We start from the raw sequence: 22,643 nt of genomic DNA, 5'->3' as shown, positions 1-22,643 counted from the left end.
TCAACCGAGAGCGCGCAGGAATCATATCGTTGATAACAATTACGCACCAACCGGACCGCGGTTCGACAAAGCTCGGCGATGGACCCGGAAATGATCGACCACCTGCGGCGATGCGGAGGCGGGAGAGTTTTACGGCGCAGTGAGACTAAGGGGCCGCGTCGAAGCGGACGTCGGCGATCGCGGTCTGGAACTGACCGCCGGAGTTGGCGAGCCCGGTGATCCAGACCAGCACGAAACGAGCGGCCTGATCGGTCTGCACGGCGATATCGGTGACCCCGTCACCGAGCTTGGCCGAACCGATCAGCTGGGTCTGGTCGAGGGTGGGCGCCTCGGTGGGCGAGGTGCGGATCTCGACGGTGCTCCCCGCGGAGGGCGAGGTGATCGACACATTGGTCAGCTTCGCCGGTGTGGGCAGCGTGGCCAGCAGCCCCACGCCCTTCTTGAGGGCGGGGAACTGCTGGAAGTACTGATCGGTGCGCCACACCGTCGCCGCGTTCTGGTCGAGCACCGCACCCGCCGCCGCGGCGCCGTCGGGAGTGCCCTCCGGGGAGAACACCGCGGCACCGGCGACCGGCACCGGCACACTCGTCGGCGGTGCCGCGGGGTCCTCGGCGGGCGGTGCGGACGCCGCGGGCGGCGCCACACTCGAGGTGAGCCCGATATTGATCTGCTGGTCGAGTGGCTTGTCCGACGCGCCTGGCGCGAAGATGCTGACCATCCACCAGATCAGCACGCCGACCACCAGCGCCGCGAGCACGCCGAGGGCGACCATGATCCACATCATCCGCTTGGAGCGTTCCCGCTCGGCGGCGAGCAGTTCCGGGTCGGCGAGCGAATCGGCGCCGGGGGCAACCGCCCGCTGACCCAGTCGTAAGACCGGAATGAAGTCGGTCTTCTGGTCGACGACCGAGGCCTGCTCGAGCACGTGCTGCACGGTGGCAGCGGTGCGCACGCCCTTGTTGGATTCCAGCGAGCGCACCGCGACGGCCGAGATCTCGAACGGCACCTCCGGCCGGATCTGCCGCGGTTCCACCGGCGTGCCGTCGGGCCCGAAATCGGCCAGTCGCAGACCGCCGATGGTGGCCGCCGAGCCGGTGACGCCGCCGACGCGAATCGGCCAGCGCGCGGTGATCAGGGCGTAGAGCATCGCGCCGAGGCCACGGACATCGCCTTGCGCGTCGGAATCGCCGAGGGTGCCGGGGAACGCGAGGACGGCATCGCCGGAGGCACTGATCCGGATCCGATCGGGATGATCGATCGACAGCGAGCCGCCGCCACGGTGGGCGAGTTCGGCCGCCGAGGCGAGCGCCCTGATGGCCCTGGCCGCGCCGACCGGGGACGGCACGGTCTCGGCCATCTCGCGCAGCGAACGGCCGGGGGTCCACTCGGCCACGACGATGCCGCCGGAGCTGCCACGGACCACGTCGAGGACCCTGGCCAAGCCGGGCGCATTGATCCGGCCCAGTCGCAGCGTGCGCGACAGCACCGCCTGCGGGCCGTCGTGACCCGAGTTCTCGCCGGAGGTCTGATCGGCGTCCACGAAGGTCAGCGCGACCTCGCGATCGAGCTTGATATCGAGTGCCTGCCAGAACTTCAGCCCACGCGCACCGCCGTGACCGGCCAGCAATCGGTATCGGCCACCGGCGACGGACGCGCCGGGGATGAGTTTGGGGCCACGTTGCCCACGGTTGGCCGCGGCGCTCGGGGGCACCTGCGGCGGAATCGGCAACATGCCGGTGTCGTATGTCGGATCGTGCGGCGGCATGGCCGAACGCGCGCCGTCTTCGTGCGTATCGCCTTCGTCTGGCGCGTCGGTATGCTCGGAATCCGTCGAGTTCGGCGCATCGGGCCCGACCTCGGTGGACATTCCTGCTGCCGCGCGCGCCGCAGAATCAGCGGCCGGGACGCCGCCCACCGCGTCATCGCTCACCCTCGGTCCTCCTTCGGCCTGAAAACCCGTGTCGGTCTGCGGAACAGCGTACGGGAACTGTGCTTTACCGGTGCTGTCAACAGCGCCCGGTCGAATGACGGGGAGCACCATGGTCTGGGTATCCAAAGACTGCCCGTATGCGGGGAATCCATAGGTATCGGGACGGCGGAGCACGGTGGTCGCGTAGATGTCGTCTGCCGGGGTGTCGTCGAGTCCGAGATCCGGCGCGGGCGGGGTGATGCCGAGCTTGCGCGAGATCGCGACGGTGATAGCGACGACCTCGGGGATACCGGCCAGACGCATCAGGCCGAAGGCCACCGAGAACATCACCACCGAATCGATGACGACGCGCAGCAACGAGCCCGCGCCGCCGGAGACCCGGTCGAGTCCGGTCACCGTGTCGACGATCAGCATCACCGCGCCGCCCGCGATCGAGGCGAGCAACACTCTGGTCACAGTTCGGCCGACATTGACCATCCGCAAGTCGCCGAGGCTGCGGTGCAGCAGCACGCCGCCGATCACCGCGCCCGCGGTGAATCCGAGGCCGGTGGCGACACCGAGCACGATCACCACGTCGTCGCTGTCGCGGGCGATGACCGGTGCCAGGGCCGAGAGCAGGATCTTGATCGTCGTGATGCCGAGGATGATCCAGGTCGGTGTCCAGGCCTGCTCGCGCGCGTAGAACACCCGCAAATGGATGAGCACGAGCGAATACGGGATGAGCGAGAACGCCGACCAGCTCACGGCGCTGCCCAGCCGTTCGGCGTCCCCGGAGAATCGCGCGTAGCCGTAGAGGGCCTGGCCGATCTCGGGGCCCGCGAGGGTCATGAAGGTGACGATCGGGATCATCGCGATCATCGTGAGTCGGGTGGCTACGGACAGGTCGTCGACCACCGCGGGGGTGTCGTCGTCGGCGGCGCTGCGGCTCAGCCTCGGCATGATGGCGGTGAGCAGGGTTACCCCGATCACGCCGTAGGGCAGCTGCAACAGTGCCCATGCGTTCGCGAAGATCGCGGGACCCGCCACGTCGGCCTGGGAGGCGACATTGTTCGCGACCACCAGGCCCACCTGGCTGATCAGCACGTACAGGATGATCGCGATGCCCATCTTGCCGAACTGCTTGAGGCGCGCGTCGACTCCCCACAGCGGCCGCAAGTTGATCCCGTGCCTGCGGATCGCGGGCAGCAGGCACAGTGCCTGTGTCGCCACGCCCGCGGTGATACCGAGGCCGAGGACCAGCAGTTTCGGATCGCTCATCCGCACCGGATCGAGGGTGATCTCGCCGGGTGTCAGCGCGTAGACCGCCAGCACCGTCAACGCGACCAGATTGTTCATCACGGGGGCCCACGCACCCGGCTTGAACGCCTGCCTGGTGTTGAGGATCGCGGTGAACAATGCCGACATGCCATAGAAGAGCAGTGCGGGCGCCAGTAGGTAGGTGAGCGCGACGGTGAGGTTCGTGTTCACCTTGCCGTCGGAGGAGACGAGCACGTGACCGGCCAGGATCGGCGCGGCCGCCAAGGTCAGCACGGTGGCGACGAACAGCACAGCGAAGGCCGCCGTCACCAGTCTGCGCACGAACGTGGCACCGTTGTCGGCGTCCTCCTGCTCGGCACGGATCAAGGTCGGCACGACGATGGCGGTGAGAACGGCGCCCAGAACGAGCTCGGCGACCATGTTCGGGATCAGGTTCGCCGAGATGAACGCACTCGCGATGGCTGGACCGAGCACCGTCAGCAACAACAGTTGCTTGGCGAACCCGGTGATCCGGCTGATCAGCGTCGCGACCGCGATCGAACCCGAGTCCTTGAGCAGCTTCGCGTTGGCGCTCATCGGGGCGGTGCCCGCTTTGTGGGCAGGTTCGGCCGCCACCTTCTTCGGCCTGGCGATGACCTGAGTCCGCTCCGCCGACCGATCAGCAGCAGGCGGACCGCCCACGGCTCGTCCACGGTCGTCGAATCCTGCCTGGCGCCCGTCCCGCGCGGGATCCGCGGCAGGCATCCCGGGGAAACCTCCACGCGGCGGCGGCACAGGCCGCCCCTGCTCCGGCGCAACCGGTCGGCGTCCACCGGCCTGATCGGGCCGATCCTGTCTCGGAATGGCGCCGGAAGGCGCACCACGCGGCGGGAGCGGTCGTTGCTGGGGGAACTCGCCCGAGGGGTTCGGGCCGGGCCGCCGTGGGGCGAACCCCTCGGGCCCGGGGCGCTGCTGTTGTGGGAACTCGCCCGAGCGCGCGGCGGAACCCGGTGCGCGGCGTTGCGGTGGAGGTACAGGCCGACCGTCGGGGCCGTAAGCAGCAGGACGTGGTGGTTCGCCGGAGCGTCCGGGAGGACCGCCGCGCTGAGGCGGCACGCCGCCGGGACGTTGCTGCTGGGGGAACTCACCCGAGCGATTCGCCGGACCGGGTGGCTGTTGACGCGGGTTCGGGACCGGCCCTGGCCGTTCGCCCTGCGGCAGACGCTGCGGATCCGGGGAGCGATAGCCGGCGGGTGGTTGGGGCGGACCCGGTCGGGGTCCTGGGCGCTGTCCAGCGGGCACGTCCGGTCCAGGGCGGTACCCGGGCGGCGGCGGTTCAGGGCGATAGCCCGGCTGACCCGGCGGCATGGCAGGGCGGGGGCCGCGGTGCGCCGAGGGCGGCGCCGGTGCGCCGGGGTCGGCGGATCCCGGCCGGTAACCGGTCTGTTCGACAGGTCGGTAGCCGCCACGACCCGGATTCTCGGGCGGAAGTTCGGCGCCGGGGACACCAGGATGACGAGGTGTGCCGGGCTGGCCGGCAGCGGGATGACGCGGCATCGCAGGCGGATCGACGGCCGGATCACCGGGTCGGACCGGCGGACGGCCGTCGCGGGGCGCGACGAACTCCGGTCGATGACCAGGCGCGCCAGGGCGTCGATCCACGTGCGGCACGGCCTCGTCGCGATCGGCGTCTTGCCCGGCCGTCATCCCACGTTCCCACGGAGCGCTGGGGGCCCGGCGCAGGGTCGGGTCGTCGTCGTGGTCGCGCCGATGAGCGGAATCATCGTCGCCCATCATGCCTCCTGTACCCGGCGTAACCCGCGAATCCCGCCGGTCCGATGAGCGTTTCGCTCACCAGTGCCACTCTCGTCCTTGTCTGTCATGGTCCCCTGACCGCGCGTCAGGCGCGGGGGTTCACTGCCGTTGCAGCCGCTGACGTGCGCGTCGCAGCCGACCCGCCCGTTCGACCGTCTCCGGGGCGAACCCTTCGTCGGCGGGATCGGGTTGCCCGCGGAACCGCCGCAGCAGTCGGCGCCCGGCGAGCAGCAACAGCAGTATCGCGGCACATGCGGTAATTATGGCCAGCGCCTGACCGTAGGCGTTCGAGCGCACCGAGACCGAGGTGGCCTCTCCTAGCGCTATCCCGTCCGGGGTGGTAAGGGCGATCGGAATTACCAGCTTACGGCTGTCGCTCACCTCGGTCGGGATCTGGAACGACCGGGTCCCGGACGGCGGAAGCAGCTGTTCGCCGATATCGGTGATGTTCGTCTCGGCCGGTGCCTCGATCCGGAACATCACCCGGATGGCGACGGGCAGTTCATTGCGCGCCACCAGCAACAACGGGCTCTGCTCGGAGGCCAGCGTGTACACCCCGCCCGGCGGCAGCACCGACACCGAGGAGAACATCGTGTCCAGTTCGCGGGTGGCCTGATCGATGCGTCGCTGGGCGTGCAGGTCGGCGAGTGTGTCGTTGTCGGCCCTGCGGTCGGACAGGCTCAGCGCGCGCAGCAGATCCTCGCGCGCGGGGGTCAGGAACGCGTGCGGCGTGAGCTCGGATTCGGGCAGTTCGACCAGAGCGCGCATCAGCTCGGTCACCCGGGCGCCTTGGGCGTGCACCGGTCCGATGAACTGTTCCGGCGCGGCATCCTGTGCGGCGCGCGGCAGATACTCCAGCGCGAACGGGCGCGGATCGGGCGCCTGGGCGACGAGATCGGTGAAGCTGCGCGGACTCGCGAGGTTGTTGCGGGTGAGCAGTTCGACCTGCTTGAGCAGCGCCACGCCCTCCTCCCGGCTGGCGCCCCACTGCTGCGGCGGCATCAGCAGCTGCGAACGCGGCCGGTCCGGCGCCGGGTTGAGCGCGCTCCAGGCCATCGCGCCGAGAGCGTCCTGCAACCGGGCCGCGCGCGAGTCGTTGGTGACGTCGAAACGCACCTTCGACGGCGTGAACGACGGCGTCGGCGGATTCGAACCCACCGCGGCCAGCGCGGTCGCCGACCAGATATCGAAGGTGGTCACGCGTAGCGCGGGATCGGTGCCCGCGGCGGCGCCGACGGGCGGGGCGACGCTCACATCCGGCACCCGGACGACATCGGGCGCGGGCTGTTCCCCTCCGACGACGACATCGGGCGTGAGCGTGGTCGGCGCGGTGGTGAGCGCGTTGTCGGTATCGGCAGGCGCCCCGTCACCCGAGACCGCCGAACCGGCCAGCACCGCCGTGCCGTATCCGTGCTCGCGCAACAGCCGTCCGGCGGGATCGTCGATGCTGCCCGAATCGGGCAGGCTCACTCCGCGCAACGACTGCGTGCCGAGGATCGAGTCCACCACATCGGCGGGCGCGAGCAGGGCACGCGCGGACAGTCCCGGATCGTTCACCGCGGCCAGCGCCGACACGTCGACCTGCGCGAACGGCAACGCCACCGTGCACATCGAGCCGGCCAGCGAGCGCAACCGGTCGAGCCAGGCCAGCGCACTCGCCGCCCCGGTCCCCTCCCTGGTCGCCCCGCTCGGATCCGACGGACTCGCCAGCACCCGATAGCCGCGCGTCATGGTCTGCACGGTCGAGACCAGGTCCGGATCGATGCCGATACACACCGATCCGGCCACACCTTTGTCCTTGCCCGGCGCGGGCACCACCGATTCCAGCGCCGCGACCAGCTGTTCGAGACGCCCACCTTTGCCGACCGAGGCCGCCAGTTCGTCATCGAGCAGTTCGGCCTGGCCGTTCACCGCGCCGGGTTTGCCCGCGACCATGCGCGGCCGGTCGGCCAGCGGCCAGATCATCGTGGTCGCGACGGGCGTGGCCTCCGGCGGCGTCGACACCGGTGGGTTGGCGTCGTCGGTGCCGGGCAACCCGAGCACGGGCAGCAGGAAGCGCGCGTCGTCGAGCCTGGCCTGGGTGCCGTAGGCGGGTTCGCCGTTGACATTGAGCAGCAGCGGATACACCCCGGGACCGGTCAGTCCGAGCGAGGCCTCCGAGCCCGCGCGCAATGCGATGCTCACGGAGAACTGTTTGCGCTGACCGGGACTCAACTGCGGCGCCACATCCTGGAACGGACCTGTCACCTCGTAGTTCACCTGGTCCAGGCGCAGCGAACTGCGCAGCCCGCTCGGCGAATCCACCGCGGGCGCGCGCTGGATTCGCACGCTCACATCGTCGACAACCCGATCGCCGATATTGGTGACCGTGCCCGACACGGTCAGCTTCGGATCGCTGCCGGTGGTCACCGTGCCCGGCGCCACCGCGTCCAGGGTGAGCTTGAGAAACTTCGGTGTTCCCGACCCGTCCGTTTGAGCGTGCGCGTGCGCGGGCAGCAGCGTCATCGAACCCAAGATGGTCAGGACCGCCGTGATCAGCCGGATCAGTCCACCCGTCATCGCTTGCCGGTCTCCATCCGGTCGATCAATCGATTCGCCACTTCGGCCAGCCGCCGCTCGTCGGCGTAGGCCAATCGGGAATCCAACTCGCTCAACGGAACCCACGCAACCTGGGTGACTTCGACGTCGGCGTCGGACAGCTCACCGCCGAGACATCGCAGCAGGAAATGGTGCACGGTCTTGTGTACCCGTCTGCCCTCGGTCACGAACCAGTAGTCGATACTGCCGAGTTCGGCGACCACTTCGCCGTCGATTCCGGTTTCCTCGGCGACTTCGCGGATCGCGGTCTGCTCGGAGGTCTCGCCCGCTTCGATATGGCCTTTGGGCAGCGACCACAGGAGACGGCCTCTTCTGTCGGTCCGCCCGATCAACGCGGCGGTGCGCTGCTCTTTCGGACCGTCGAGACCTTCTACGACCAGCCCGCCCGCGGAGGTTTCCCGGACGGTGCGCATGCGGGGTTTGCCGGCAGTGTTCGCCGAACCGCGCCGCCGCGGCTGGCGGCGTCGACTGTTCGCGCGATCGGCCGGAGGAGACACTCCGCCAGCTTAGCTGTGCATATTGAGTGTGGGCGCGGGTGAGGGTGCGGGGGCGGGATTTGTTGTTCGGTAGTCCTGGGAGGTTTGGGGCTGTGTTTATTGGAGCGCTGGCGCGCTCGAGTCGCGGCCCTGAGGGGCCGCCGGTTAGGCGCCGTTGCTTGCTCCTTCGTCGCCTACGCAACGGCGCCTAACCGGCGACCCGGCCGCGACCGGCCACTTCGTGGCCGCCGCTCCCTAGGGGTCGCGGGTGCGGGGTCGGGAGTGCGGTCATGGCGGGTATGGGGTGGGCGGTGTGGTTGGTCGTGGGGTTTCGGCGGGTATGGGGTGGGCGGTGTGGCTGGTCGTGTTGTTCTGGCGGGCTCGGGTGGGGTGTGGGTAGGGGGTGGTGGACTGAAGGGAAACGATTCGACGGGGTCGGTAAAGTGCCTATGTGGTTTCTCCCGATGTTGTCCCTGATGCTGTGGCGGATCGTCGTGCTCGCCTGCTGGCGGGGGCGGCGGTGACGTTGGGGCAGCTCAATGATGTTTTGGCGCCGTTGGGGGGGATGTTCGCCGAGCGGGGGCACACTCTTTATCTGGTCGGTGGCAGCGTGCGTGACGCGGTGCTCGGTCGGCTCGGCAACGACCTGGACTTCACCACCGATGCGCGGCCGGAGGTTGTGCAGGAGCTGATGCGGGGGTGGGCCGACCATCTGTGGGATACCGGTGGCCTCGCGTTCGGCACGGTCAGTGCGGCCAAGGACGATCAGCAGCTCGAGATCACCACTTTCCGCGCCGATACCTACGACCGGGTCTCGCGCAATCCCGAGGTCACGTTCGGTGACACCCTCGAGGGCGACCTGGTGCGCCGCGACTTCACGGTGAATGCGATGGCGGTCAAGATCGCCGCCGATGGGTCGCTGGAATTCGTCGATCCGCTCGACGGCATCGACGCGCTGCTCGAAGGCGTGCTCGACACCCCTGCGGCGCCGCAGGATTCGTTCGACGACGATCCGCTGCGCATGCTGCGGGCCGCGCGCTTCGTCGCCCAACTGGGATTCCAGGTGGCGCCGCGGGTGCGGGCGGCGATCGTCGAGATGGCCGATCAGATCGACCGGATCACCGCAGAGCGGGTGCGTGCCGAACTCGACAAGCTGATCGGCGCCGACCACCCGATCGACGGCATCAACCTCATGTGCGACACCGGTCTGGCGCAGCGGGTGCTGCCGGAGGTGCCCGCGATGAAGCTCGAGATCGACGAGCACCACCAGCACAAGGACGTGTACCAGCATTCGCTGACCGTGCTCCAGCAGGCGATCGACCAGGAGGAAGGCGACCCCGACCTGGTGTTGCGCTGGGCGGCGCTGCTGCACGACATCGGCAAGCCCGACACCAAGCGCAACGAGCCGGCGGGCGGCGTCAGCTTCCACCACCACGAGGTGGTCGGCGCGAAGATGGTGCGCAAGCGGATGCGGGCGCTGAAGTACCCGAAGGCGTTCACCGAAGAGGTTGCGCGCCTGGTGTTCCTGCACCTGCGTTTCCACGGCTACGGCAAGGGCCAGTGGACGGATTCGGCGGTGCGCCGGTATGTCACCGATGCCGACGACCTGCTCGATCGGCTGCACAAGCTCGTACGCGCCGACTGCACCACGCGCAACAAGCGCCGCGCCGCCGCGCTGAGCTCGACCTATGACGAGCTGGAGGAGCGGATCGCGACCCTGCGCGAGCAGGAGGATCTGGCACGGGTGCGACCCGACCTGGACGGCAACGCGATCATGGAATTGCTCGGGCTGCCGCCGGGTCCGCAGGTGGGTAAAGCGTGGAAGTACCTGAAAGACCTGCGCCTCGACCGCGGTCCGATGACGCGGGAAGAGGCCGAAGCGGCCCTCCGAGAATGGTGGGCCCAGCAGAACTGATCAGAAGACGATCAGTGTCGTGCCCGCGATGATGGCGTCGCGGATCTGGGTCAGGTCGAACGAGCCGGTGGTCTCCGGCAATTCGAGCCGGAATTTCACCACGTCGCCGCGGCGGTGCGCGTAGGAAATGCTCGCCCGGTTGGGCAGGTCGTCGAGCAGTAGCGCGGGTGCGGGGATGACTCGTTTGGGGAGCCGGATGCCGTACCAACTGGCCCTGCGGATGTCGAGGGTGAGCAGGTTGTCATAGACCTGCCCGTCGACGACCGCCCGCATCTTGCGCGTGCGATGCGTCGCGACGATGTGTCCGCGCTCGTCGAGCCGCACCCGCCAGTCCAGGTTCTGGGCGTCCACCCATTCGGCCATCGCGCCGATCCCGATGGCGCCCTCGATGTCGAGTTGCTGAACCCGGACCTTGGTCGGCACACCGGGAATCAGCCGCACGCCGTGCGCGACCACGGTGACCGTGTCGAAGGGATGCGAGTCCCACACCAGGTTCGACAGCACCGTCTTGCTCTGGAAGTGAGCGCCGCGTCTGCGCAGCTTGAACGAGTCGAGGGTGGCGGTGAGGTCGTGCTCGAGCAGCGTGGCGCTGATCTCCTGACCGCCGAAACGGCTGAGGATGCCCTCGCTGAGCACGGTCATCAGCACATCGGGCATGAGCGCGGTGACGGTGCCGGAGCCCAGGTCGGCGACGGGATCGGCCCAGGACGTGGTGAAGCCGAGCCACTGGTCGATCCAAGACGGGTCGAGCAGGCGTTTGCCCATATCGACAGCGCCCGCCAGTGACCAGGACTTCGGATCGAAATACGTGGCCATGATGGCTATGAGCGTACTTGGCCGAATCGTCGGTGGCCATGAAGTGTGACCCGATTATGGGATATCACGACCTGTTCTTTCCGAAGGTGCGGAGTTGTTTGCTTGTTATGTCCGAATCTGCGGAACTATCCTGATCGCGTGGCGAAACTGCGAATCAAGGAAGCGGCCGAACTGCTCGGCGTCAGCGACGACACGGTGCGTCGCTGGATCGATACGGGCGCCCTGACGGCGACCAAGGATGCCGCGGGCCGCCTGGTGCTGGACGGCAGGGAGCTCGCCGAACACGCCGTCGACCAGGCGCGCACGCCACAGACCCAGGTGGGTAGTGCCAGCTCGGCGCGCAATCGGTTCCCCGGTCTGGTCACCCGCGTGGTGACCGACACGGTGATGGCACAGGTGGAGATGCAATGCGGTCCTTTCACGGTGGTCTCGCTGATGAGCAGCGAATCGGTGCGCGAGCTGGGGCTCGAGCCGGGCAGCGTCGCGCTGGCGAGCGTCAAGGCCACGACCGTGGTGGTCGAAAAGGCCGCCGAATGATCCGCCGGGTCGCGGTCGGCGCCGCGCTGGTGGTGCTCACGGCCAGCGGCTGTGGGGGTGAGAACAGCGGTGGCACAGAGAAATCCACGCTGACAGTGTTCGCCGCGGCCTCGTTGAAGAGCGTCTTCACCGATCTGGAGAAGGACTTCGAGTCCGCCAATCCTGATGTGGACGTGCAGTTCTCGTTCGCGGGATCGTCCGACCTGGCCGCGCAACTCCAAGCCGGTGCTCCCGCCGATGTTTTCGCGTCGGCCGACCAGCCGACCATGGACAAGGCGGTCCACAGTGGCCGAATCACCGCTACGCCCACCACTTTCGCCACCAATGTCCTCACACTGGTCACCGCTGCGGGAAACCCCAAGGGCATCAACGGGATCAACGACCTCGCTGACGCCACTCTGGTCGTCTGCGCCCCCCAGGTCCCGTGTGGCCGGGCAACGAAGAAGGTCGCCGATGCCGCGGGTGCCACGCTGCGTCCAGTGAGCGAGGAATCCTCGGTGGCCGACGTCCTCACCAAGGTGACCTCCGGACAAGCCGACGCCGGCTTCGTCTACGTCACCGACGCGTCGGGCGCGGGAGCGAAGGTGAGCACCGTCGCGGTACCCGAGGCCTCAGCCGCGGTGAACACGTATCCGATTGCGGTGGTGGCGGATTCGAAGCAAGCCGCGAACGCGCGAAAGTTCTCCGAACTGGTCACCGGGCCCACCGGCCGAGCAGCCCTGGCCGCCGCGGGGTTCGGCGCACCGTGATCGGCGCGGGTCGGCGCCGCGTGACCACCGGGCTGCCCCGGTGGTTACTGGTACCCGCCGTAGTCGGGTTCGCATTGGTGGTGCTTCCGCTGGCGGCGTTGGCCTGGGGGGTCGAGTGGGGGCGATTCGTCGAACTCGTGACTACCGAAGCATCAAGGGAAGCATTGTGGTTGAGCCTACGAACGGCGACCACGAGCACCGCGTTGTGTGTGGTGTTCGGTGTGCCGATGGCCGCGGTGCTGGCACGGGCTCGATGGCGTGGGCTGCCGGTACTTCGGGCACTGGTGTTGCTGCCCTTGGTGTTACCGCCGGTGGTCGGTGGTATCGCGCTGCTCTACGTGTTCGGTCGGCGTGGGCTGTTGGGCGAACATCTGGAGGCGGCCGGAATTCATATCGCCTTCAGCACGACCGCGGTGGTCCTGGCGCAAACCTTTGTGGCACTGCCCTTTCTGGTGCTCACGATCGAGGGGGCGTTGCGGACGGCGGGTAGTCGCTACGAGCAGATCGCCGCGACGCTCGGTGCGGGCCCGGGCACGGTCTGGTGGCGGATCACCCTGCCTCTGCTTCGCCCCGCCCTGATCTCCGGCGCGGTCCTCGCCTTCGCCCGGGCGCTCGGCGAGTTCGGCGCCACGCTCACCTTCGCAGGCAGCCTGCAGGGGCGTACCCGCACCCTGCCATTGGAGATCTACCTCCAGCGCGAAGCCGATCCCGATGCGGCCGTCGCGCTCTCGGTGGTGCTGATCATCGTCGCCGTCCTGATAGTCCTGCTCGCCTACCGTCGAACCAGTCCGATCCCCGGCACACAACTCCGCAGCGCCGGCACCCGGACGACCGGTGACGCGCCGGTGATCGGCGGTGCGAAGTGACCGGGGATTCGACCGGGCTCTCGGTCTCGGCGCGGATCGCCGCCCGCGATCTCGACCTGCGGATCGACGTCGCCCCCGGCGAAGTCCTGGCCGTGCTCGGTCCGAACGGCGCGGGTAAATCCAGTCTCTTACAGGTGATCGCCGGGCTGATCGTTCCCGACGAAGGACATGTACGACTCGGCGACCGCACGCTCACCGACTCGGCGAAAGGCATCGCGCTCCCCCCACATCGACGCGCGGTCTCCCTCCTCGCCCAGGATCCACTGCTGTTCCCCCATCTCAGCGTGCTCGACAACGTCGCCTTCGGCCCACGCAGCCGCGGCGCGAAGAACTCCGCCGCGCGAAGAATCGCCACCGACTGGCTGACAGCGGTCGACGCCACCGACCTCGCCGACCGCCACCCCGGCGCACTCTCCGGCGGCCAAGCCCAGCGCGTCGCCCTGGCCCGCGCCCTCGCCGTCGACCCCGACCTGCTGCTCCTCGACGAACCCATGTCAGCCCTCGACGTAGACGTAGCCCCGGCCATGCGCACCCTGCTGCGCCGCGTCCTGCGCGACGAACCGGGCCGCGACCACCCACGCTGCGCCGTCCTGGTCACCCACGACATCATCGACGCCATCACCCTCGCCGACCGGCTCGTCGTCCTTCAGGCAGGCCGCGTCGTCGAATCCGGTCCGGTCGCCGAGGTGATGTCGCACCCTCGCAACCCCTTCGCCGCCCGCATCGCCGGCCTCAACCTCCTGCGCGGCACCGGCGTCGAGTCAGCGCTGCCGGCCGAGGATCGGTCCTGGGATCAGCCGAGTTCAGGCGCAGGCGAACCGTCGATGCCGCGGACGCACCTCGGCGATCCTGCCCCGACCTTCGGGACCGTGCTCGTCGAAGACCTGGGCGTCGATGGCTGCGTCGTCGGCGATTTCGTCCCCGGCGCCCGCGCGGCCGCGGTGTTCTCCCCGGCCGCGGTGTCGGTGTTCCGCACCCGGCCGGGCGGCAGCCCACGCAACGTCTTCACCGTCGACATCGCGGAGATCACCGACCGCGGCGGCATCGTCCGAGTCCGCGGTGACGCACCGCGGACGCCCGGCCTGTGTGCCGACCTGACCCCGGCAGCCGTCGCTCAACTCCAGCTCACCGTCGGTGCGCGGGTGCACTTCGCGGTGAAGGCCACCGAGGTCCGCGTGTACGCCTGCTGAACCACGCCCTCGGTGATAACGGTATGAATCTGTGCGTTCATGCTCGAATAACCGGGGTACATACCCGGCGAGTGACCCGCGAAGACCGGAGGGCAGCACATGCCGCTGGACCTGAACAGTGATCTGGGCGAAGGCTTCGGCCCGTGGCGGATGGGTGACGACGCCGCCATGCTCGACATCGTGACCAGCGCGAATATCGCGTGTGGATTCCACGCCGGCGACCCGACCATCATGCGCCGCACCTGTGAACTGGCGGTGGCCAAGGGTGTGCGGATCGGCGCGCATGTCGGCTATCGCGATCTGGTGGGTTTCGGCCGCCGCGATGTCGCCATCGCCCCGGCCGATCTGCGCGATGAGGTGCTCTATCAAATCGGCGCCCTCGCCGCCTTCGCCCGGGCCGCGGGTGATCGGGTGCGCTATGTGAAACCGCACGGCGCCCTCTATCACGCGGCCGCGCGCGATCGTCTGCTCGCCGAGGCCCTTGTCGCCGCGGTGGCCGAGGCAGAACCGGGCCTCACGCTGCTCGGTCCGGCGGGCACCGAACTGGAACGTGCCGCGCAGCGCGTGCGTTTCGTCGGTGAGGGATTCGCCGACCGGGCCTACACTGCAACAGGTTCGCTGGCCCCGCGCGGAGTTGCCGGGGCGGTGCTGTCGGCCGACGACGCCGTGGCGCAGGCGACAACTCTTGCGCTGTCGGGGACCGCGCGTACCGTAGACGGTCCCGGTACGGTCGCCGTGTCCGTGGCCAGCGTGTGCGTCCACGGCGACTCTCCGGCGGCCGTCGAGATGGCTCGCCGGATTCGGGGAGCGCTCGACGAAGCCGGAATACCGGTGGAGCCGTTCAGCTGAGGGGTGGGAGGCACGATGGACATCGATTGGAACGCGCGGATCCGACCCGCGGGTGACCGCGCCGTGCTCATCACCCTCGACGACCCGCGCCCGGTGCAGCGCCTTGCCTCGGCGCTGCGCGTGCACGCGATCGCCGGTGTCGAGGATGTGCTGCCCGCGGCGGAAACCGTGCTGGTCACCATGCATTCGGTGAGCTACGGCGTGCAGGTCCGCCGGGAACTCGTCGCGCTGCTCGACCGGCTCGATCACGAGCCACCGCAAGCGGATTCGCCGGATGTTTCCCGTGGAACAGTGGCCGATACGGAGTCGGTCGTGGAGATTCCCGTTCGCTACGACGGCGCGGATCTGCCCGAGGTGGCCCGGCTGCTCGACCTGTCGATCCCGGCGGTGATCGCGGCGCACACCGGCACCGTCTGGCGGTGCGCGTTCGTGGGCTTCGCACCCGGTTTCGGCTACCTCACCTCGCCTGACGGCAGGCTCACGGTGCCGCGTCGTACCAGCGCCCGCACGGCCATCCCGGCGGGCGCGGTGGCACTCGCGGGCGGATATTCGGCGGTGTACCCGCGCGGCACACCGGGCGGATGGCAATTGATCGGCACCACCGATCTGCGAATGTGGGCGGTGGACCGAGATCCACCCGCGCTGGTGCGGGCGGGTTCGGCGGTCAGATTCATCGCTTCCGCGGAATAGCCGCTTCGGCGGAAAACAATGGCTGCTCAATGGTGTGCCGCCTCGACAGCGAATCGGGGAGAGATCGCATGCTGATCTTTATCGAGCGGGTGGGGCCGCTCGCGACGGTGCAGGACCTGGGTAGACAGGGCTGGTTCGATTCCGGCGTCGGTCAGGCGGGCGCGGCCGACCGCGGGTCACTGCGGCTGGCGAACCGGCTGGTCGGCAATCCGGAGAATTTCGCCGCCATCGAAGTACTGCTCGGCGGCCTCGCCCTGCGCGCCGACGGTCACCTCACCGTCGCGGTCACCGGTGCGCCCGCCCCCGCCACCGTCGACGGCACTCCGGTCGGACATGCCAGCGTGCTCGAACTCGACGAGGGCCAGGTGCTGCGATTGGGCTCGGCGAGCACCGGTCTGCGTAGTTATGTGGCGGTGCGCGGCGGCATCGATGTGGCCAAGGTGCTCGGCTCGCGCAGCCGTGACACGTTGTCCGGCATCGGCCCCGACCCGCTGGCAATCGGCACGCAGTTACCGGTCGGGCCCCCGCCGCGCACCCTTCCGACCGTGGAGTTCGCGCCGGTTCCGCGGCGACCGGAACTACTCACGATCCGGGCGTGTCCGGGCCCGCGCGCCGATTGGTTCACCGATCCCGACCAGCTGTTCCGTGGTTCCTGGATCGTTTCTTCCGATACCGACCGGGTCGGCGCGCGCCTGGATCGCCTCGTACTGCGTTGGGATCGGTGCAGGTACCGCCGAGCGGTCAGCCGGTGGTGTTCCTGGCCGACCACCCGATCACGGGCGGCTACCCGGTGATCGCCGTCGTCCTCGATACCGATGTCGACCGTGTCGCGCAGGCCCGCCCGGGAGAAAAACTGGTGTTCGTGGCGGCACCGGCGATCAGCGTGGCGGATTCAACCGTGCGTGCATGAGATACACGTTGTAGCTGTCCCACGCCGACATCGTGAAGTACAGATCCTGCGCGGTCGACCACGGATGGATGAAACCGCCGTACGCCTTCGGATACATCTCGGTGGATACCAGCGGCACCGTCGATGTCCACGCGCCCTGCGGCCGGCCCGCGGTCCGCAGCACGATCTGGCCCGCGGCCGAGTCGAGATAGACCATCTGCCACTGCCGGCTCTCCTCGTCGTACCGCACCGACAGCTCACTGGCGGTGCCTTGCACGAGCGGTGTCGCCGAATTCTGGGCCGCTGGAGCCCAATTACCGTCCACCCAGTACTGATAGGCCGTCTTGTTGAGCACGTCGGCCTTGCGCACCCTGGCCAGGCCGATCATCCCGATCCGGCCGTTGGGCGTGCCGAACATGTAGACGTAGTCGCCGTGCGGCACCATCGCCGCCACCTGGAATTGTCCGAGCCCGAACATGTTCTCCCAGCGGGCATGCTGATCTTTGGTCCAGGTCGAGCCGCCGTCGTCGGAGTAGGCCAGTCCGCCGTAGTTCGTCATCCACATGCCGGGGATCTTCGACCAGTGGTTCACCGACATGTAGCTCATGAACTGCCGTTTGCCGAGCGCGAATCCCGAGGTCGGGATCGTGGTGGTCTCCCAGTTCCTGATCTTGCGGCTGCCGAGGAGCTCGGCGGCGTGACAGGCGCTGTCCTGCACCATCGAGTCGATGGTGATCCCGTCGCTCAGATCCTTGTCGGTGCTGTAGGCGAGCACATTCGATCGCCAGTCGGCGGAATCGGAGCCCGCGCCGCCGTAAGCCCAGCCCTCGCCGAAGGTGTCGCCGAAAACCATGGCCACCTTGCCCGGCTCGGTTTCCCAGAACAGCCCGAGATCGGTGCCGTCGACCTGCCAGCGCATATCGGTCCGGTTGGCCGAGCCGTGCCCGGTGACCTGGTCGACGAGCCGCACGGACTCCACCTTCGCGGGCATGACCGGCGCTCCCAGCGGGCCCCGTTCGGTCGGCCGGACCACCGGCTCGGGTGCTTCCTGGGCCGGCTCGCCCTCACCGCCGGGTACCGGGATCGGGATGGGCTCGATCTCCGGATTGATTCTGATCCGCGGCAACGCGACCGCCGAACCGGTCGACGTTGTCTCGTCGGTACTTTCCGGTTCCGGTTCCGGCGTGTCCCGTACCTCCGGGCACGGATTGCGGCACGGATCCGAGGGCAGCGGAACCTGTGCCACGCGCGTGTTGTCGTGCGGCGGGTCGGGAATCGGGACCGGCGTCAGCTGCGGCACCCAGATCGGGATATCGATGCTCGGCGGCAGGATCGGCGCGGGCGGCGCGGCCGGGTCGGGCAGCCGGTTGACCGGGTCGAATCCCGTTTCCCCGCAGATATTCACCGGCGGCGGCAGCCAGGGCAACGGTCCCGCCTGCGCGGGAACAGCGAGGATCGCGGACAGCGCCACACCCACGGCGGCAGTTCCGTGCGATACCGGTCTTGCGCGCATCTGGCTCCCTGGAATCGGTGTCGGCGAGGAACACCTGTGATCTTGTGAGAACTTACCGGAACCGATCGCTGTTGCTGTGCGTCCAAGCAGATGTGAGCGAAATCGAGTACGTCTTCGGAACCGGCGACGCGGTCGTGCACCACTGGTCGAGCCACGACGAACTGGCCGACACGAGCGTCGTCGACACCCTCTGGGTCGACTACGACTCCGGCATCGACTACGACGCTTTCCTCCCCGACATCCCATTGTCGACCGTCGACCACCGCACGGTCCTCGCGCAGGAACCCGCGGGCACCCTCAGCGACGGCGACGATGGCTTACTGCCATAGGCGTGTTCGGCTATCCCCGGAGTTGAGCTGGGCCCACCCCGGCTCGACGGGAATTGAGCGCGATGGCCGCGATGCCGAGCACGTAGACCCCGGCGCCGGCCAGCACCACTCCGATAGAGCGTCCGTCGGCCGGAATCACCAGCGCGGTCACCGCGATCGCCAAGACGAAGCAGACGTTGAAAACCGTGTCCTGCAGGGCGAATACCTGTCCGCGCTGATCGTCGACGATGTCGATCTGCATGCTCGCGTCGCCGGTCAGCTTGATCGTCTGACCGGCGAGGCCGAGCCCGAACGCGCCGATCAGCAGCAGCCGGTGCGCATCGTCGACGGCCGGACCGGTGGCCAGCGCGATCGGTGTCACCAGCGTGAGCTGCACGATCACCGCCGTCGTGAGCCCGAGCAGCACGGTGCGCGGTCTGCCGAGACGCGGGATCAGGATCGGCGCGCCGACCGCGGCCACCAGCATCCCCGCCGCCGCGAACCCGATCGCGACCCCGAAGCCGACCAACCCGCCGCTCATCTCGTCGCTGTCGGTCGGCTGACGCAGCACCAGGACCATGATCAGCGTGTTCATCCCGAACACGATGCGATGCGCGCCGATTCCGATCATCGCCGTCGTCACCTGCGCCGAATGCCAGACCGCTCGCGCGCCGGTGCGCAGACCGGTCGCGATGGCGTGCACGGCGGTCTCGGTCTCGGCCGAACCGCGATCCGGCCCGAGCACATGCGGGCGGAATCCGTAGGCCAGCACCACGCCGACCAAGGAGCCGATGCCGCTGAGCGCCACCGCCGCCGCCGAGGCCGCGTCACCCGCGCCGATCAGCGCGATCACCGACACCGATGTCGCCGCGCCGATGCCGGCACACACCGAGGCCACCGTCGCCAGCACCGAGTTCATCGGAACCAGACAACGCTGTTCGAGCACTCGCGGCAGCGCCGCCGACACACCGGCCAGCACGAACCTGCTGATCCCCACCGTCGCCAAGGCCAGCACCAGCAGCGGCGTCTCCCCAACCCCGACGAACAAGGTGATCGCGGCCGTGGCGATCAACATCGCCCGCGCCGCACTCGCGACCAGCAGTACATTGCGCCGATCCCATCGATCCAGCAGCGCGCCCGCGTAGGGCCCGAGCACCGAATACGGCAGCAGCAGTACCGCGAAACCCGCGGCGATGGCCAGCGGATCGGTCTCGCGTTCCGGATTGAAAAGGATCGCTCCCGACAGGGCAGCCTGGAACATCCCGTCACCGAATTGCGCGGCAAGGCGCAGCAGGGCGAGGCGCGGCATCCGCGGGTTTCGACGGATCACCTCGCGGGTGTCGCGAAGCAGATGTCTCATCGAGATCGGCTGCTCATCCGCCGTATTCGAGCCGTCAGAGGGATGAGTCGACACGCCATGACCCTAGTGCCACGGCGAACCGGCCCGCGGACCACGCACACCGTGAGCGGTACATCGCCACGATTGGTGCCAGAATTGAACTGTGACGCCCCCATCGACGACACCCCCGCGGTTAGAACTACACCGCGGTGGCGACCGGATGAAGACGCGGATCCCGTGGCTCGACTCCAAGCATTCGTTCTCGTTCGGCGAGCACTACGACCCGGACAACACCCATCACGGGCTGTTGCTGGTGAACAACGAGGACGTGGTGCTGCCCGGCGAGGGCTTCGACACGCATCCGCATCGAGACATGGAAATCGTCACCTGGGTGCTCGGCGGCAGCCTCGTGCATCAGGATTCGCTCGGACACAACGGCGTCATCTATCCGGGTCTGGCCCAGCGGATGAGCGCGGGCACCGGCATCCAGCACTCCGAGAAGAACGATTCGTGGCGCCTGGACGGCAGATCCCACGACGAGCCCGTGCATTTCGTGCAGATGTGGGTGGTCCCCGACGAGCCCGGCGTCGACCCCGGCTACCAGCAGCTCGAGATCGATGACGAGCTCGCACGCGGCGATCTGGTGACGGTCGCGTCGGGCCTACCCCGCTATCGCGACCGCACCGCCATCGCGATCAACTCCTCACACGCCGCCATGCACGTCGCCAGGATGACCGCCGACAGTCCCGGTGTGACCCTCCCCGATGCGCCCTACCTGCATGTTTTCGTCGCGCGCGGCGAGATCGACGTCGAGGGGCTCGGTACCCTGTCGCAGGGCGACGCGATCCGGCTGACCCGCTCCGGCGGCCAGTTGATCCGTCCGCACGGCGATGCCGAGGTGCTGGTCTGGGAGATGCACGCGCGCCTCGGCGGCGGGTGAACTCAGGCCGAACCCGGCTGGCGCGCCAAGGTCGCCGACTTGGCGTTGGTCCGGGTCACGGCGACGATCGTCGCGAAATCCGGCCGGAAATCACCGTCGGGCGCCTGCATCCAGGTGCGGTATCCACTGCGCTCGTCGGCCGGCGACGGCAGCACGATGTCGCTGCCAGGTAAGGCGACCGAGGCGCACACCCGGAACAGCTCGGCGAACAGCACGGTGTCGAGGTAGGAGTTGTCGACCGGCCCGGTGAGGAAGGTCCAGCGACCGGACCGTGGATGGGCGATGATCGGCCCGCAGCGCAGGCCGCGCGTGACGAGCAGCCCGCGGACCCGTTCGCCCAGCGTCGACGGCATCACCACCGCGCCGACCGCGCCGATCTCGAGCACGATCCGCCCCAGTGCGGCGTCGACGACGCCGTAGAGGCCATGGTGCTTGCGGTAGTGGCGACAGCGCGCCAAAGCGTCCTGGGTGGCCGAGTACTCCTCGGCCGCCGTATACCCGCCCTTGTCCTCATCAGTGTGCAACGTGCTCATCACGACCTCGTCTCTGTCGACGGTGGCTCGATGTAGCTGGGAGTTCGCTCGCTTCGGGCGAATCTCGGTAAGGGGTGGACCATCAAGGCCCGGTGGCGCGGGAAACTTTTTCATAACGGCAGGACATGAGAGAAAAAGACCGTTCCGGACAGCCTATAGCCGCACAACCGCGCTGACAATAGTCAGTAGCTAGCGTGTCGATCAGCGTACGATATTCGCCCATGGCTCCCGTTTCGCCGACTGTCGCACGGTGGGAACTCGTCCTGCGCCTGCGTGAACTGCGCGAGCAGCGCGGGTTCGATTCGGCCGGGTTCGCCCGCCGCGTCGGGTTCACTCCCGCCAATTGGTCCCATGTCGAGAAGGGCAGGCGGGTGCTCACCCGCACCACGATCGAGCCGGTCCTCGACGTTCTCGACGTCACGCCCGACGAACGCCGCGAACTGCTCGCACTGCTCGAGGCGAGCAAGCAACGCGGCTGGTGGACGACGGCCTCCTCGGCTCTGATCGGTCCCGAATTGCAGCGGTTGTACGGGATGGAGGCGGGCGCGGAGAGTATTCGCAGCTACGACAGCATGATCGTGCCGGGGCTGTTGCAGACCGAGGCATACGCGCGGGCGCTGATCAGCGCCGATGTGATGATCCGCCCGGTGCAGGTGGACCAATTAGTCTCTATACGACTGCGCCGTCAGCGGCGGCTGCGCGAACCCGATCCGCTCGAACTCACCGCCGTCCTCGGCGAGGCCACTCTTCGTCAGCAGACCGGCGGTAGTGCGGTGTTGCGTGAGCAGTTGCGTCACCTGGTCACGCTGGTGCGTGAGCTCGACACCGTCGACGTGCGCGTCATCCCGTTCAGTGCGCCCGAAGGAGCCGTGCTCGGCGGTTCCAGCTTCCATCTGCTCGACTTCGCAAGCGATCAGCTACCGACCTTCGCATGGGCCGAGAGCGCGGTGTTCGGTGGTCATGTCGACGATGCCGAACAGGTCCGCGATCTCGGCTTCGCCTACGTGCGTGCCCGCGAGCAATCTCTTTCTCGCACCGAATCTCTCGCCCTGATCAGGGAGTATGCGAGCGTGTAAGATTCGAGGTATGTCCACCACAGCTCGTCGCCGCCCGGCCGAACACGGCTGGTTCAGCTCGTCGCACTCCAATAACGGCAACCAATGTGTCGAGGTTCGTTTCGATGGAAACTCTGTCCAGGTACGAGACAGCAAATTCCGCCGCAACCCGATGAACACCGGCCTGGACGAGCCCATCATCACCGTCGACGCCCCCCTGTGGACAGCCTTCCTGCACTACCTCCGGACCGCGCGCCGCCACCCCGACCTCGTCGCCCATACCTCCCCCGACGGTTCGACCACCCTCCGCCACGAAGACGTCCTCCTCCACTTCACCGCCCCCGAATGGGAAGCCTTCGTAGCCGGCGTCCGAGACGACGAGTTCGCCTGCGTGTAAGA

Annotated in this window: 19 protein-coding genes and 1 pseudogene; 13 read left to right on the top strand and 7 right to left on the bottom strand. The window is 68.3% G+C overall.

From position 1 onward, the window contains the following. Positions 1-145: 145 nt before the first annotated feature. Entirely contained in the window at positions 146-3,763 is a 3,618-nt protein-coding gene (locus OHS03_RS28170) for a murein biosynthesis integral membrane protein MurJ (protein WP_328664441.1), read from the bottom strand. A gap of 915 nt (positions 3,764-4,678) precedes the next feature. Here OHS03_RS28170 and OHS03_RS28165 point away from each other — a divergent pair. Beyond that, the gene (locus OHS03_RS28165; RefSeq protein ID WP_328658239.1) at positions 4,679-5,008 is read left to right on the top strand and encodes a hypothetical protein; all 330 of its coding nucleotides are present in this window, start codon (positions 4,679-4,681) and stop codon (positions 5,006-5,008) included. A 72-nt stretch (positions 5,009-5,080) separates the two neighbouring features. Here OHS03_RS28165 and OHS03_RS28160 read toward each other — a convergent pair whose 3' ends face one another. Together OHS03_RS28160 and OHS03_RS28155 are read right to left on the bottom strand one after the other, a co-directional pair. Further along, positions 5,081-7,540 (bottom strand): DUF6049 family protein, encoded by a 2,460-nt coding sequence (locus tag OHS03_RS28160; protein WP_328658237.1) that lies wholly within the window; start codon positions 7,538-7,540, stop codon positions 5,081-5,083. After that, positions 7,537-7,992 (bottom strand): NUDIX hydrolase, encoded by a 456-nt coding sequence (locus OHS03_RS28155; RefSeq protein ID WP_056822633.1) that lies wholly within the window; start codon positions 7,990-7,992, stop codon positions 7,537-7,539. Before OHS03_RS28155 ends, OHS03_RS28160 begins: the two co-directional genes overlap by 4 nt. A 514-nt stretch (positions 7,993-8,506) precedes the next feature. Here OHS03_RS28155 and OHS03_RS28150 point away from each other — a divergent pair. Next, positions 8,507-9,970 carry a CCA tRNA nucleotidyltransferase gene (locus OHS03_RS28150; RefSeq protein ID WP_328658234.1) on the top strand — a complete coding sequence of 488 codons (1,464 nt, stop codon included), beginning with the start codon at positions 8,507-8,509 and terminating at the stop codon, positions 9,968-9,970. Here the strand turns inward: OHS03_RS28150 and OHS03_RS28145 are convergent, their stop codons facing one another. Continuing rightward, positions 9,971-10,786 (bottom strand): hypothetical protein, encoded by an 816-nt coding sequence (locus OHS03_RS28145; protein WP_328658233.1) that lies wholly within the window; start codon positions 10,784-10,786, stop codon positions 9,971-9,973. It lies immediately after the preceding gene. A 138-nt stretch (positions 10,787-10,924) separates the two neighbouring features. Here OHS03_RS28145 and OHS03_RS28140 point away from each other — a divergent pair, with 138 nt between their 5' ends. The 7 genes and pseudogenes from OHS03_RS28140 (at position 10,925) to OHS03_RS28110 (ending at position 16,577) form a co-directional block, all read left to right on the top strand. Continuing rightward, positions 10,925-11,323, top strand: coding sequence for a TOBE domain-containing protein (locus tag OHS03_RS28140; RefSeq protein ID WP_328658231.1), 399 nt, complete (start codon positions 10,925-10,927; stop codon positions 11,321-11,323). Beyond that, a complete protein-coding gene (gene modA / locus OHS03_RS28135) occupies positions 11,320-12,072 on the top strand; it encodes a molybdate ABC transporter substrate-binding protein (RefSeq protein ID WP_328658229.1) in 753 nt (250 codons plus the stop codon). Before OHS03_RS28140 ends, modA begins: the two co-directional genes overlap by 4 nt. Continuing rightward, a complete protein-coding gene (locus OHS03_RS28130; RefSeq protein WP_328658227.1) occupies positions 12,069-12,938 on the top strand; it encodes an ABC transporter permease in 870 nt (289 codons plus the stop codon). The genes modA and OHS03_RS28130 overlap by 4 nt, the downstream gene beginning before the upstream one ends. Continuing rightward, positions 12,935-14,128 carry a sulfate/molybdate ABC transporter ATP-binding protein gene (locus OHS03_RS28125; RefSeq protein WP_328658224.1) on the top strand — a complete coding sequence of 398 codons (1,194 nt, stop codon included), beginning with the start codon at positions 12,935-12,937 and terminating at the stop codon, positions 14,126-14,128. Before OHS03_RS28130 ends, OHS03_RS28125 begins: the two co-directional genes overlap by 4 nt. 99 nt (positions 14,129-14,227) lie before the next feature. Continuing rightward, positions 14,228-14,977 (top strand): LamB/YcsF family protein, encoded by a 750-nt coding sequence (locus OHS03_RS28120; RefSeq protein ID WP_056822648.1) that lies wholly within the window; start codon positions 14,228-14,230, stop codon positions 14,975-14,977. Between the two features lie 15 nt (positions 14,978-14,992). Then, positions 14,993-15,667: a 5-oxoprolinase subunit B family protein gene (locus tag OHS03_RS28115; RefSeq protein ID WP_328658222.1), complete on the top strand. Its 675-nt coding sequence runs from the start codon at positions 14,993-14,995 to the stop codon at positions 15,665-15,667. Between the two features lie 68 nt (positions 15,668-15,735). After that, positions 15,736-16,577, top strand: a pseudogene (locus tag OHS03_RS28110) (5-oxoprolinase subunit C family protein). Here the strand turns inward: OHS03_RS28110 and OHS03_RS28105 are convergent. Further along, positions 16,546-18,069: a DUF4185 domain-containing protein gene (locus OHS03_RS28105; RefSeq protein ID WP_328658221.1), complete on the bottom strand. Its 1,524-nt coding sequence runs from the start codon at positions 18,067-18,069 to the stop codon at positions 16,546-16,548. The pseudogene OHS03_RS28110 and the gene OHS03_RS28105 sit on opposite strands and share 32 nt — an antisense overlap. Positions 18,070-18,161: 92 nt before the next feature. On the opposite strand from OHS03_RS28105, the gene OHS03_RS28100 reads away from it, so the two are divergent. Next, positions 18,162-18,398: a hypothetical protein gene (locus OHS03_RS28100; RefSeq protein ID WP_328658219.1), complete on the top strand. Its 237-nt coding sequence runs from the start codon at positions 18,162-18,164 to the stop codon at positions 18,396-18,398. A gap of 10 nt (positions 18,399-18,408) precedes the next feature. On the opposite strand, the gene OHS03_RS28095 is transcribed toward OHS03_RS28100, so the two are convergent. Next, on the bottom strand, positions 18,409-19,737 hold the full coding sequence (locus tag OHS03_RS28095; RefSeq protein ID WP_328658217.1) for an MFS transporter: 1,329 nt from the start codon (positions 19,735-19,737) through the stop codon (positions 18,409-18,411). 199 nt (positions 19,738-19,936) lie between these two features. Between OHS03_RS28095 and OHS03_RS28090 the strand changes: the two genes are divergently transcribed. After that, positions 19,937-20,656: a pirin family protein gene (locus tag OHS03_RS28090; RefSeq protein WP_062990724.1), complete on the top strand. Its 720-nt coding sequence runs from the start codon at positions 19,937-19,939 to the stop codon at positions 20,654-20,656. Positions 20,657-20,658: 2 nt separating this feature from the next. Here OHS03_RS28090 and OHS03_RS28085 read toward each other — a convergent pair whose 3' ends face one another. After that, positions 20,659-21,189: a hypothetical protein gene (locus tag OHS03_RS28085; RefSeq protein ID WP_328658215.1), complete on the bottom strand. Its 531-nt coding sequence runs from the start codon at positions 21,187-21,189 to the stop codon at positions 20,659-20,661. Between the two features lie 221 nt (positions 21,190-21,410). On the opposite strand from OHS03_RS28085, the gene OHS03_RS28080 reads away from it, so the two are divergent. Both OHS03_RS28080 and OHS03_RS28075 read left to right on the top strand, forming a co-directional pair. Next, entirely contained in the window at positions 21,411-22,265 is an 855-nt protein-coding gene (locus OHS03_RS28080; RefSeq protein WP_056822671.1) for a helix-turn-helix domain-containing protein, read from the top strand. Positions 22,266-22,275: 10 nt separating this feature from the next. Beyond that, positions 22,276-22,641, top strand: a complete 366-nt coding sequence (locus OHS03_RS28075) for a DUF397 domain-containing protein (RefSeq protein WP_328658213.1) — start codon at positions 22,276-22,278, stop codon at positions 22,639-22,641. Positions 22,642-22,643: the final 2 nt, after the last annotated feature.

It is taken from the genome of Nocardia salmonicida (assembly GCF_036142455.1).
Lineage (GTDB): Bacteria > Actinomycetota > Actinomycetes > Mycobacteriales > Mycobacteriaceae > Nocardia > Nocardia salmonicida.
The sequence above is the reverse complement of the archived record's forward strand: the minus strand, read 5'-3'. Positions and strand labels throughout refer to the sequence as shown.